The 13,070-nt window shown below is 38.4% G+C and carries 11 protein-coding genes; 3 read left to right on the forward strand and 8 right to left on the reverse strand.

Features of this window, described 5'->3' with window-relative positions; translation table 11 throughout:
- Nucleotides 1-14: 14 nt before the first annotated feature.
- The 8 genes from EG346_RS12750 to mobA all read right to left on the reverse strand — a co-directional run bounded on the left by EG346_RS12750 (nucleotide 15) and on the right by mobA (nucleotide 10,566).
- The gene (locus tag EG346_RS12750) at nucleotides 15-4,409 is read right to left on the reverse strand and encodes a CusA/CzcA family heavy metal efflux RND transporter (RefSeq protein WP_078674559.1); all 4,395 of its coding nucleotides are present in this window, start codon (nucleotides 4,407-4,409) and stop codon (nucleotides 15-17) included.
- Nucleotides 4,410-4,430: 21 nt separating this feature from the next.
- Complete coding sequence (locus tag EG346_RS12755) at nucleotides 4,431-5,039, reverse strand: hypothetical protein (RefSeq protein WP_074229982.1); 609 nt, start codon at nucleotides 5,037-5,039, stop codon at nucleotides 4,431-4,433.
- A gap of 11 nt (nucleotides 5,040-5,050) precedes the next feature.
- On the reverse strand, nucleotides 5,051-5,734 hold the full coding sequence (locus EG346_RS12760) for a HupE/UreJ family protein (RefSeq protein ID WP_074229981.1): 684 nt from the start codon (nucleotides 5,732-5,734) through the stop codon (nucleotides 5,051-5,053).
- 119 nt (nucleotides 5,735-5,853) lie between these two features.
- Nucleotides 5,854-6,111, reverse strand: coding sequence for a hypothetical protein (locus EG346_RS12765; protein WP_074229980.1), 258 nt, complete (start codon nucleotides 6,109-6,111; stop codon nucleotides 5,854-5,856).
- Nucleotides 6,112-6,196: 85 nt separating this feature from the next.
- Entirely contained in the window at nucleotides 6,197-6,661 is a 465-nt protein-coding gene (locus EG346_RS12770) for a hypothetical protein (protein ID WP_228418650.1), read from the reverse strand.
- 74 nt (nucleotides 6,662-6,735) lie between these two features.
- Nucleotides 6,736-8,736 carry a conjugal transfer protein MobC gene (mobC, locus tag EG346_RS12775; protein ID WP_074229978.1) on the reverse strand — a complete coding sequence of 667 codons (2,001 nt, stop codon included), beginning with the start codon at nucleotides 8,734-8,736 and terminating at the stop codon, nucleotides 6,736-6,738.
- Between the two features lie 100 nt (nucleotides 8,737-8,836).
- A complete protein-coding gene (mobB, locus tag EG346_RS12780) occupies nucleotides 8,837-10,126 on the reverse strand; it encodes a conjugal transfer protein MobB (protein ID WP_050378357.1) in 1,290 nt (429 codons plus the stop codon).
- Between the two features lie 2 nt (nucleotides 10,127-10,128).
- Nucleotides 10,129-10,566 carry a conjugal transfer protein MobA gene (gene mobA, locus EG346_RS12785; protein WP_050378358.1) on the reverse strand — a complete coding sequence of 146 codons (438 nt, stop codon included), beginning with the start codon at nucleotides 10,564-10,566 and terminating at the stop codon, nucleotides 10,129-10,131.
- Between the two features lie 674 nt (nucleotides 10,567-11,240).
- Between mobA and EG346_RS12790 the strand changes: the two genes are divergently transcribed.
- The 3 genes from EG346_RS12790 to EG346_RS12800 are packed head-to-tail and all read left to right on the forward strand — an operon-like array spanning nucleotide 11,241 to nucleotide 13,063.
- Nucleotides 11,241-12,008, forward strand: a complete 768-nt coding sequence (locus EG346_RS12790; RefSeq protein ID WP_123879063.1) for a ParA family protein — start codon at nucleotides 11,241-11,243, stop codon at nucleotides 12,006-12,008.
- Between the two features lie 12 nt (nucleotides 12,009-12,020).
- The gene (locus EG346_RS12795; RefSeq protein WP_045756166.1) at nucleotides 12,021-12,425 is read left to right on the forward strand and encodes a DUF3408 domain-containing protein; all 405 of its coding nucleotides are present in this window, start codon (nucleotides 12,021-12,023) and stop codon (nucleotides 12,423-12,425) included.
- A gap of 2 nt (nucleotides 12,426-12,427) precedes the next feature.
- Nucleotides 12,428-13,063 (forward strand): conjugal transfer protein TraD, encoded by a 636-nt coding sequence (locus EG346_RS12800; protein WP_123879065.1) that lies wholly within the window; start codon nucleotides 12,428-12,430, stop codon nucleotides 13,061-13,063.
- Nucleotides 13,064-13,070 lie beyond the last annotated feature (7 nt).

Consider the following 13,070-nt stretch of genomic DNA (forward strand, 5'->3'; position numbering starts at 1 on the left):
AATTTTTTTAATGATTATTTATTGCCGGAAAGTGTTTCAATGGCGATAATTGCCTTATTGAAATTGTACAGGCTTTCTACGTAAGCGGTACGAATGTTATTTGCCAGCGTTAAATTTTGCAAATGCTGGGCATAGGAAACCTCACCGCTTTTAAAACTTTTTTCGGAATTGCTGATGATTAAATTGGCTTGTGGCAGAGCTTGTTGCTGATAATAATTCAGCTCATTCTGAAGTTTGGCATATTGCTGTTCCAATTCTTTTAACTGACCATTGAGGTTGGTTTTATTCAGCTCCACCTGTGTTGCTGCAATTTCCCGGTTAATTTTTGCTGCATTAATTTTTGATTTATAACCTCCCGGAAACAATGGAATGCCAATACCAATTTGAAAAAAGCTAAACCTGTCTTTTCCGGTATAAGTCCTGTCAATACCATTGATGGTCTGCATTCCTTTATAAGTCTGAGCGCTATAACCCAAAATAATTTCGGGCAACATTTTACTCTTTTCAACCTGTATTTCCTGCTGGCTTACGTTTACTTCTTGTTGCAGGTATCCAATAATGGGATTGTTATTTGCAGAAAAGTTTTCGATAGTTAATAGTAATTCTTTAGCCGTAAGGTTGGTTTCTGCAATGCTGATATCATCTGTGGTATTCAGTAAAGTTTGCAATTGTTGTTTGGCAATTTTCACATCGGCATTGTTTTTTTCAAGTTCATTTTGAATTTGTTTTAACTGAACGGAAGAGGTCATTTTTTCAAGATTGGTACTTTCTCCCGTTCTGTATCTTGCATCACTTGCTTTGCTCAGATTGCTGTAAATACTGTCTAACGCTGCAATGAGTTTTCCTTTTTCCAGAACATACTGGTATTGCAAATACGCCAGCTTCACATTTTCTATCAATTCATTTTCCGAAACGGCTTTGTATTTTTCTGTGCTGATTATCTTTTCTTGTGCCAGTTTTGACTGGTTGCTGTACAGTGTAGGAAAGTCAAAGCGTTGGGTCACGTTAATGAGATTATCATTAATGGTTGGGTTGCTTACAACGCCCTGTGTGTAAGAAAGCTCAGTTTTTGGAATGGTTACGCTTCCTTTTTTCAAAGCTTTTTGAACATTGATGTTGTATTCGGCAATCCTTATGCTGTTGTTGTTTTTTACGGCTTCATCAATAGATTGCTGTAAGGTCAATACTCTTGTGTTTGTTCCTGAAGATACCTGCGCTTTCAGTGTAGATGAAAAGCATAAAAAACCTAAGAGCAATATTGCCGTTGGTAATGTTTTATTCTTTTTCATTTTGAATGTTGATTTTGTAAAATAGATATAGAGCACCGGAAGCACCAGTAAGGTAAGCGCTGTTGCAGTTATCAGCCCGCCAATAACCACGGTTGCTAAAGGACGTTGTACTTCTGCACCTGATGAGGAAGAAATAGCCATCGGAAGAAAACCTAATGATGCCACCATTGCCGTCATTAATACGGGTCTTAACCTCACTTTTGTGCCAATGCGCACTCGCTCATAAATATCGGTAACGCCTTCTTTTGCCAATCGGTTAAATTCTGCAATGAGTACAATACCGTTCAATACCGCTACGCCAAATAGCGCAATAAATCCTACACCAGCAGAAATACTAAAAGGCATATCTCTTATCAGCAATGCAAATACACCACCTATAGCTGAAAGCGGAATAGCTGTAAAAATCAGCAAACCTTGCTTCACAGAACGGAATGTAAAATAGAGCAATAGCAAAATAAGCAATAGCGCTACCGGTAAGGCTACGGCAAGTCTTGCATTGGCTTCTTCCAGATTTTTGAACTGTCCGCCGTAAGTAATATGATAACCTGCCGGCATTTTTACTTTGGCTGCAACGATGTCCTGTATATCATTCACAATGCTTTTTACATCGCGGTTACGAACATTGAAACCAAGCGTAATACGTCTTTTGGCATTATCTCTCTGTATTTGTACAGGACCCGGTTTATAGGAAATATTGGCGACTTCGCTTAAAGGTATCTGCTGTCCTGTTGGTGTACTTACAAATAGGTTTTGTACATCTGTAATGTCGGCTCTTGATGCGCTGTCTAATCTTACCACTACATCAAATCTTCTTTCTCCTTCGTACAGCAAGCCTGCAGTTTTTCCCGCAAATCCTGTTTCAATGGCACTGTTTACATCTTCTACGTTCATACCGTATTGTGCTATTTTATCTCTGTCGAATTGGATGCTTATTTGTGGCAATCCTGTGATTTCTTCAACATACAAATCTTCTACACCTTCAACGGATTTTATTTTCTTTCCTACATCAGAAGCCAAATCTGAAAGTACATCCAGGTCTTCTCCATAAATTTTCAAGACAACATCTTGCTTAGCTCCGGTTAGCAACTCATTAAAACGCATTTGTATAGGCTGTTGAAAGCTGAAAGTAGCATTGGGAATAACAGCAAGTGATTGTTGCATTTTATCAATCAATTCTTCTCTATCTGCTGCGCTTGTCCATTCTTTTTTAGGTTTTAAAACAACGACCATATCACCGGCTTCAATCGGCATTGGGTCTGTAGGGATTTCTCCCGAACCTATCTTATTCACTACCTGCTTTACTTCGGGATAATTTTTCAGTAAAATATCTTGCGCTTTTTGGGATACATCTATCATCTGGTTAATGGAACTGCCCACGGGAACTCTTGTTTCTACTGCAAAGTCACCCTCATCTAATTGGGGTATAAATTCTCCGCCCATTCTGTTGAATGCAAAAAGGGTTATAACAAACATTGCCACGGCAATAGATATTACCAACAGCTTTCGTTTCATTGCTCCTTCAATGATGGGGCTGTACACTCTTTGAATGGCTCTCATCATTTTATCCGAAAAGTTGTCTTTGTGCGTGGTCTTTTTGCTGAGGACTAATGCAGACATCATCGGAACATAAGTGAATGACAATAGGAATGCGCCCATAATAGCAAATGAAACGGTTTGCGCCATTGGTGTAAACATCTTGCCTTCTACACCTACCAATGCCAGTAACGGTAGGTAAACAATAAGAATGATGATTTCTCCAAATGCTGCTGCCGAACGAATTTTGGTTGAAGACTGAAACACTTCTTCATCCATTTGTTCTTGTGTAAGTTTTTCTACTCCGCCGTACCGGTTTTTGCTGGTTGTTATTCGGTGTAGTACTGCTTCTACAATGATTACCGTTCCGTCGACAATAATTCCGAAATCGATGGCACCAAGGCTCATTAGGTTTCCGGATACGCCAAAAAGGTTCATCATCGCTATGGCAAACAGCATTGCCAATGGAATAACCGAGGCTACCACAAGACCGCCACGCAGATTACCAAGGAAAAGTATCAAAACAAAAATTACAATTAAAGCACCTTCTACCAAGTTGGTTGATACTGTTGATATGGCGCCATCTACTAATTTTTTCCTGTCAAGAAACGGCTCTATCTCTACACCTTCGGGCAAACTTTTTTGAATTTCTTCAATCTTTGCTTTTACATTGGTAATTACTTCAGAAGAGTTGGCACCTTTTAGCATCATCACAATTCCGGTAACGGTTTCTCCCTGCGCATTTCTTGTTGCTGCCCCATATCTTGCCCCATTTCCGAAACGGACATCTGCCACATCCCTTAACAAAACAGGAATGCCCCCTTCGTTTTTAACTACGATTTTTTTAATTTCCTCAATATTCTTTACCAAACCTTCGCTTCGAATAAAGAAAGCATTTGGGCCTTTATCGATATAAGCACCACCAGTGTTTTGATTATTCTTTTCTAAAGCGGTGAAAATATCGGATATATTGATGTTTTGGCTGGCGAGCCTGTCTGGCTCTATGGCTATTTCATACTGTTTTACAAATCCGCCAAACCCGCTTACTTCTGCTACTCCCGGTGTTCCTAAAAGTTGTCTTTTAATAATCCAATCCTGAATAGTTCTTAATTCGGTAGCATCGTATTTGTCTTCATATCCTTTTTTAGGATGGATGACGTATTGGTAAATTTCGCCTAAACCTGTGGTAAGCGGTGCCATTTCAGGAACACCGACACCTTCGGGTATGTTTTTAGCAGCCAAGGTCAACCGCTCCTGAACTTGTTGTCTTCCCCAATAAATGTCTACTTTTTCTTCAAAGACAATTGTAACTATGGAAAGACCAAAGCGAGAAAAAGAACGCATATCTTTTATGCCGGGAATACTTACCATTGTTTGCTCTACCGGAAAGGTTACGAGCTGTTCTACTTCCTGCGCTGCCAATGTGGGCGATACTGTGATTACCATTACCTGATTGTCTGTAATATCGGGCGTTGCATCAATAGGAAGTTTGGTAACGGAATAGGAACCCCAGCAAATTAATGCCAGGGTAAATAATCCTATTACCAACTTATTTTTTATTGAAAAATGAATGATGTTGTTTAACATATCATAATCTTGTTTGAATGGTTATTGTTTAAGGAGATACTGTCCTTTCATTTTGATTTTGACAGTAATGTCCTCATTTGAATTGTTTTTGAAATACCATCCTTGCGGACCTTCAAACGGAGCAAGAAATGAACCTGCCATATTGTTTGAATAAGCAATGGTGTAGCTTTCAAAGTAGTTGCTGTTGTTTTTTACCTCTCCGTGAAAATCAAAGTACAGTTCACCTTTATCGGTAATCCACTCATATTTTAATTGTCCGTATTTCAACATATTTACTTTGTACTCCAATCCTTTACCGGCAGGAATAACTACGCTTACATCATCTGTACGTTCTGCCAATTGTGTAGCAGGCGCAGGGTTGTTTGCGGCATCAGGCTTTGCCACATCCGCCGGCGAACCTACATTTTCCATTTTCAATATCTTGTGCGGTTCTGAACTTAGATTTTCTGTACTTCCTTCTGGTACATATAACTTGCTGAAACCGGTTGCCTTTCCTATTCCTAAGGGGTCTATACCATATTCAGCTGGTAATACTGCACTTACGAGAAGGGTGGTTCCAATAATTAAAGCAATGATTACCTGCTTTATGATAGATTTTTTATCTAAAACTTTATGTGCTATTTCTGACATTTTGATAATTGTTAAGAGTTAAAATAACCGACTAACTGGTAGCCGAATAATAAAAAGCCCGCTGCCATAAGCAACATATTGGTAACTGTAGAGAATTTGAAAAAGCTCGGTGATTTTCTCCAAAGGGTGATAACAAATAATACAAGAGCTAAGGCGATGAATTGACCTATCTCTACACCGATATTGAAACCAAGCAGGTTGGTCAATAATCCTGTTCGGTCAAAACTCAATTCCTGTAATTTACTGGCTAAACCGAAACCGTGAAAAAGTCCAAAGATTAAGACAGCCGCTTTTGTATTAGGCTGGCGACCAAGGAATTTTTGAAAGCCACCTAAATTATCAAAACCTTTGTAAACGATTGAAAGTGCTATAATAGCATCGATGAGGTAAGCGTTGATAGCCATATCTGCCAGTACACCTAATAAAAGGGTAATACTATGACCAATGGTAAAAAAACTCACATACAAAAGCACTTCTTTTGGACGATAAAGAAAAAAGATAACGCCCACAAGAAATAATAAGTGGTCGTAACCTGTAAGCATATGTTTTGCCCCTATATACAGGAACGGTACAAAAGCAACGCCTGAATTTCCACTTAAAAAAGTTTGGGTATCCTCATCTACTCCGTGAGCATACGCCGACCCTGAAACCAATAGCAATAAGGCTATTGATAAAACAATTTTTACATACTGCATTTGAAATTAATTTTTTAGTTAGGCAATAAAAGCCTGGCAGTACTGCGTACAAGGGTACGCAATACCAAACAGTCGCAGGCTTTGCTACAATGATTATAAGACTTTGCTTAAAAAATTAATTAATGCTTATGTCCGTGTGCTTTATCAATACTGTCCTGCTTTAAAGGAGCTACAGTTGAACTATCTGCTTTTGCAGCAGGTGCAGTATGATTACCGGAAGGATCGTGGGAATGCCCGTGTGCTTTATCAATGCTATCTTGATTTGCTGTTTCCACAGGTGTCACTTGATCAGTATTATCTGAAGATTTTTTCTCGTTGGTATTGCAGGCAACTAAGGTAAGGGCAGCAAAAGCCGCTATAATGAATGATTTTTTCATTGTTTAAAAAATTTGATAGTAAGAAATAAATAATTTGCCCGAAAAAATGGGCATACGTCAAATTTTAACTTTCGAGGATTGAAAGTTAAGCAACAATGAATGAAGGGGGACCCCGAAGGGAATAGGCTCCGTGGAGCGGTGGTAGATAAATAATATGCCTATCTGGTGGAAAAGTATTTTTCTGATAGTCAACTATATATTCAACGGGCGCAGTAAAATGAATAGGCAGAGCCTTAATAGATTTTACGTCGTCCTTGGAAATGACAATTTTAGTTTCGCTTGAATTTGTAAAGGATATGTTTTCACCAGCGTGTATAAAACCCGAAAATGCAATCTCTAAGGGTGTTTCGCCATTGTTTTTGCCGTTATGATGTTCGTCATTAACAATTTCAAGGTGGTGATGGTGCGATACAATGCCGTGCCCCAAAATCATTATTTGGGCAACAATTAAGAATAATATGGCAGTGTATCTACGCAACATTTTGACAAAGATATACAAATAAGTTTTGTTGGTAACAAAAGAAAGCAAAAAAAAGAATTTAAGAACCATAATAAATTTAATAATAACTCCCTAACCAACCATTTTTAAATTTGTCTGCTTACTGAAGTAGTTGTAAGAACATTTTATGCCTGCTGTAATAAATGTTGTAAATCTGGGTCGTTCTTAATTCTTTCCAATTCATTTTCTACAATATTCAAAATGTCCATCTTTATTTGTCGGTAATTCCCTTCAATCTGTTTTTTCATTTCATCTTCGCCCTGCTGGTTTACGAAAGATAATATTTGTGGTATCTTTTGGTACGCTTTGGTTTCTGATGCTACACTTTCATTGTCCACCACAATTTCAGCGTGAAAGATTTTCTGTTCAATTCGCTCATCGAAGTTATCCGAAACTGCACCAACAAACATCCCTTGTGTTAAAGTTGAAATTTTTGAAGCTGGGATTAAACTGTCCAATTGCGTAGAAATGGAAGTTGATTTGTCGCTTCGGTTGATGGTTAAACTTTGTCTTTTCTGCAACACCTTTCCGAAACGTTCCGAAAGGCTTTTTGCAGTTTCTCCCACCACTTGTCCGCTGAAAATATTACCAACCGTATTCTGAATAACCTTGCTTTCCTTGTCGCCATAATCTCTCGTCAATTGTGAAAAATCTTGAAAACCTAAACAAACAGCCACTTTATTACTTCTTGCAGTTGCAATCAAATTATCCAATCCTCTAAAGTAAATAGTTGGCAATTCGTCTATGATAACCGAACTTTTTAATTGCCCTTTTTTGTTGATTAGCTTTACAATCCTTGAATTGTATAATCCCAACGCTGCGGAATAAATATTCTGTCGGTCGGGATTATTACCTACACATAAAATTTTAGGTTCTTCAGGATTATTAATATCCAAAGAAAAATCATCGCCAGTCATAACCCAATACAACTGCGGAGAAATCATTCTTGATAAAGGGATTTTTGCCGATGCAATTTGTCCTTGCAATTGGTCTTGTGCGCCACCTTGCCACGCATCCATAAAAGGAGATAAATAGTTTTCCAAATCGGGATATGAAGTTAAAATCGTGAAAACATCTGAATATTTTTTGTTCAGCAATTCAATAGCGTGCGGAAATGTGCAATATTTTCCGTCATCGTAAATTTTCAAATACCAAATAATGGCAGCTAACAAAATTATCGGACTTTCTACAAAAAAATCGCCTTGTTTCTGTATCCAACTTCGGTTGAGGTTTAGCATTATGGTATAAGCAGCTTCGTAGGCATCAGAAATATCCGTCATAAAATCAGGATTGAGCGGATTGCAACGGTGGCTTTTTCGTGGGTCGTCAAAATTTATCACATAAAATTTTGGCTGAACTTTGTATTTATCCCGATGTTTTAATAAATGATTGTATGCAATGGTAGAAAGGTCATCAAATTTAAAATCGTAGATGTACATTGAAAACCCTTTTTCAATTTGTTGCTTTATATAATTATTTACAATCGCATAAGATTTTCCAGAACCGGGTGTTCCCAAAACAATAGTCGCCCGGAAAGGATTGACAATATTTATCCAGCCATTATTCCATTTGCCCTTATAATAAAACTTTGTAGGAAGATTGACAGAATACTCGTTTTCCATCAATTTAGTTTCCTGCTGAAAACTCTCATTCTCATTGTTGAAAACATCTTCCATTAAATTGGTACGGAGTAAACGGCTCATCCAAACTCCTGCTACCATCAAAGCAATATAACCTAAAGCAGTGGTAAAAATATACAGAAATGTGGCAGTTAATAAAGGTAGTTTCAACAAAGGAAAATTCAGAAAAAACAAAATAATTCCAATCGACAAAGCTACATATATTTTAGACCAAGTTATCTTCTCATTTTTAACGCCTTTTGTTCCCAAACAGCTTAATGCCAACAGTACCAAAGCAAAAATTTTGGTGTATAAATTGTGCGAAAACAAACCGGCTGTTCGGTCAAAATTGCCTAAGATTTTGTTGATTATTTCCAGCGTCCAGCCACGTTCCAAAAAGAAACCGTAGCAGAACCAATAAAGGTGCATCAGTACCAAAAGGATACTTACTGCCCGCATAAATGCCATTATTTTGGCAAGACCTCTTAAATCGTCTTCTCCCTGCATTATTTTAGTTTTAATGTTCGGGCGTGAATTTAAAAGTTGTAAATATTGGTTTTTAAAATGTGGTAGTCAATGTCTGCGAATGGCATTGTTTGGCGGATTGCTATTGCTGTCCTCTATGGCGTTTCCTTTTCTTCTTCATTTTATTTGCAAAATCTTGTTCTTCATAATCTTCTCCTTGTATTTCAGGCAATAAGCCGCCCAATGCTTCGACCAAACCATCTTCGTGTTTTTCAGTATTTAAAAAATCGAAGAAATGATGAGGTTTTTCCACAGGTAAATTTTCCGCATCGTTTGACTTAGAAGCTTTTATTTGTGATTGAACTGGTTCTTTAATTTCCGGTTTGATGTTGTTATTCCAATAATCGTTAAAAGTATTAGCAGAAAGTTCTTTTCCCAATCGTGAACCATTCCAAATTGTCTTAGAATTATGGTCTATAAAAGTTATTCCGTAAATTCGTCCTACATCATTTCTGCGCACCACTACATTAATTCCTTGTTCGGTTAATTGTTTCTTAAAACTCAATTCATCAGTTGTTGATTGTAAAGCAATGTTTATAGCAGATTTTAAAGTTTTTTGAACAGGATTATTTTTTAATGCAATTTTACTTTGCTCAAAATGCAATTCCAAAGCTGGAAGTCCAGCACTTTTCCCAAACAAAGATGCCTTGAACGGATGACCTGCTTTTTCTCCTTTTTCATTTAAGGGAATGTACAATAAACCCTTCTGCAACTGCCCTTGCAATTCTCCTTCTACCTTTTCGGTGGTAATGTTAAACAAAGAAAGCAAGGCGTTGTATTCTCCCAAAGTTTGGTATTGATAATAGTTTGGCAAATGGCGAATAACTGAAGCTATCTGACTTTTTACATCGCCTGCTTTGTAATTTATGGGACTAAAAATCTTGTCATTCAGCTTATGTTCTTTATCTGTAGCAGCTATCAATCCGTGTTTCCTTTCGAGTTCCCGGCACACATTCATAGACCGCATTTTCTCGAATTTATCAGAAATCTTTTTACCTTCTTCATCCACGCAAACCGAAACAATATGGATATGGCTGCGGTCAATATCGGTATGTTTGAAAATCACAAAAGGCTGTTCGCCATAGCCCATTTCACGCATATATTCTTCCGCCATTTCTCGAAACTTGTCATCACTTACCTCATCTCTCGGGTCAGGATTGAGCGAAATATGCAAGGTGTGTTTCTCGGTATTGCGGTTCGCTATGAGATAAGGTGCAAAAGATTGAGCCAATTGCGAAACGGAATAATGACCATTAGCGGTTTCAATCATCTTATTGGTGAACAAAATCTGTCCGTTCTCATTCTCCACTTTCAGTTGATTGTACGCCAATGCTCCATATAGATTTCCGCTTCTGCCAATTTTTGCTATCATTTCTAAGGCTGTTTTTTCAGATACTTTGTTTCAAATTCTTCGCTAATCTGAATGATTTTTTGACACAACATTGCCATTTCAGCCGTTTGTTTTTCTAATTTGTATAGAAACGCTGCGGCTTTTTTCTCGGAAAAATTCTTATACAAAAGCTTCACTATTTGGTTGTAATTGACACCCACAGAACGAAATTGACTATGAAACGAAGTCAATCTCATATAAAAATCAACCGTGCCTTTATCTATTTTAACTGATTTCATCTCGTTACCAAACAACAGAGAAATGATAAACTTTGCTTTATTGGGCATTCCCGATGTTTCAAAAAGCGATAAAAGTTTGGCATTTTCTTCATCAGTAAGACGAAAAACGTGGCGGTGGATGCTTGGGTCGATTTTTGCCTTCCGTCCGCCTTTATTTTGTTTTCTTTTATTATTCTCATTCATCACTAATCCATTTTAAATTCATACAAAACCTCGACTTCGGAGTGGTTTTTTCAGCTCCCGGCAGGGCAAGTTGTTTTGAGGCACGAACTCGGTTTCGAGTGCCTCAAAACACAACTTGCCGTGTTCTGTCGAACACAAAAATCCGCCCTGCGGGACGGATTAAATGTAACAGGGAAAAACGGCTCGATGCCGTTCCCGTTGCCCTCCGATTTGTCAAAAGAATTTTGCATAAATCCATTAATAAAAATCATTGTACAAAGTAAAGCCCTGTTTACGAAAGCATTGTACTGTATAGCAGTGCCAAACACTGCCTTTGAACGCCAAACACTGCCACACCGCAATCAGCGGTTAAATCAATCGCTTTATTTGCCGTATAATTTTAGTGCAGGTAGTAAAAAATGTATTTCAACAAAGAAGAAAATCAGGTTTGCAAACAGACAGTTTGGAATAAAAGCATAAGGTTTTAAAAGAATAAAACAATAAAAGCGGTAAAGCAATTTACCTATTGTAAGTTTTGCCACTTGCCAAAGAATGTGCCTTACAAGGCAAAAATGAAAGCAAATACCTGTTCTGGAAAGTACCCAAAAGGGAATGCAGGAATATTGTAATGAGGTAATAGTCAAATATTCAATCCTGCAAAACAAATAAAGTGTGTAACAATAAATTTTTAAATAATGGAAACAACAAAGAAAACTTTAAAAATCAGCTTCTCCACCCAAAAAGGTGGTGTGGGGAAATCTACGATGACCACCTTGCTGGCAAGCGTGCTTCACTACCGTTTAGGTTTTAATGTGCTGGTGATGGACTGCGACTTTCCACAGCACAGCCTGACCAATATGCGTGAACGGGACAAGAGAACCATAATGCAGAACGACTACCATAAAAAGGCAGCAATGAAGCAGTTCCAAGCTATCAACAAAAAAGCATACCCGATTATCAAATGCAAAGCTGAAACGGCTTTGGAAAAAGCATCGGAATATAGAAGCCAGTCGGCCGTTGTACCGGATGTGGTTTTCTTCGACCTGCCGGGAACAGCCAATACCAAAGGTGTACTGACGACCTTAAAAAAAATGGACTTCATCTTTTCGCCCATTACTGCCGACCGTTTGGTAGTGGAAAGTACATTGGGCTTTACCAAAGCCTTTCTCGGACTTCCCCAAACGGACGAGGGCAATCCCGAACAAGAGATGTGGCTGTTCTGGAACCAAGTGGACGGCAGGGAAAAAACAGGTTTGTATGATGCTTATCAAAGTGTCATCAAAGAACTCAACCTGCCTATAATGGAAACAAGAATAATGGATAGCAAGCGTTTCCGAAAGGAAACAGACGATACAGGTAGTTATGTATTCCGGTCAAGTTTGCTGCCCGCCGAACCACAGTTAATGAAAGCAACTAAAATGGATTTGTTTGTCGAGGAATTTTTAAAAATCACTCATCTATAAAAATAGTAATGTATGGCTTCAAATAACAAAAACAACGATTTTGAAAAGCCCAATGTTGATGAGGAATACCTTATGAACGTCATAAGTGGCGATGAGCCTGTTGCTCCATCGAGCAATAATAGACAGCAGGATATAACAAAGGAAACAAAGCCCAGGGAAAAAGCTCGAAACAGTTCATCAAAGAAAGCGGACTACGAGGAAACATTTTTGGTCAATCGATTTCCATCGGGACGTAACGGCAAGGTCGTTTACATTCGCCCTGAATACCACGAAAGATTGCTCCGCATCGTTCAACTGACAAGGGAAGAAAGAACAACGCTCTACTCTTATATTGACAATATCCTTGAACACCACTTTAGGGAGTACGGGGACGATATTACCGATTATTTCAACGAACATTTTAAACCCATTTTGTAGCTATGGAAATAGTAATTGTGATATGCCTGCTGATTGTCATTGTACTGCTATTGCAGGATAAGATTGTCATTCATAAAAGGTCGAAACAAGAACCTCCGCATAAGAAAGTCAATCCGAACCTGCCCGATATTATGGGCCAACCAAAACCCGTAGAACGCCTTTCAGTGCCAAACACTGCCACTGAACGCCAAATTCAGGAACCGGAGATAAACCCTGCTAATTTAGACATTGAATACGACGAAAATGAAAACGTAGGTATTCAAATTCCGCAGGAAGAGCTGGACGAAGTTTTCAGAAAGATACCTGATTTGGAAGAAGAGGAAGAAGAATGGAACAGGTACGGAATATCCGGTGGTGATGACGGTTTTGCCCAAGGGGTTACCTTTGAAGAACTAAGCTCCGTGGGGGTGTTGCTCCAAAAAGAAGAATTGGAACCAGCCCAAAAGGAAACAGCGATAGCCATAGTTCAAAAAATACAGGGAACCGAATTATTCAGCCTATTGGAAAATTCTATGGAAGATGCTTCCCGAAGAATAGCCGAGCTTTTGGATAGCACCCTTTCATCTGAAACGGAAGACAGTTCTTCCACTTTGCGGAAAAGTGATTTGAGTGATTTTGACATTGGGGAGTTTGTATAGACTTTCC

Source organism: Chryseobacterium carnipullorum, from assembly GCF_003815695.1.
In the GTDB taxonomy this organism is placed as follows: Bacteria; Bacteroidota; Bacteroidia; order Flavobacteriales; family Weeksellaceae; genus Chryseobacterium; species Chryseobacterium carnipullorum.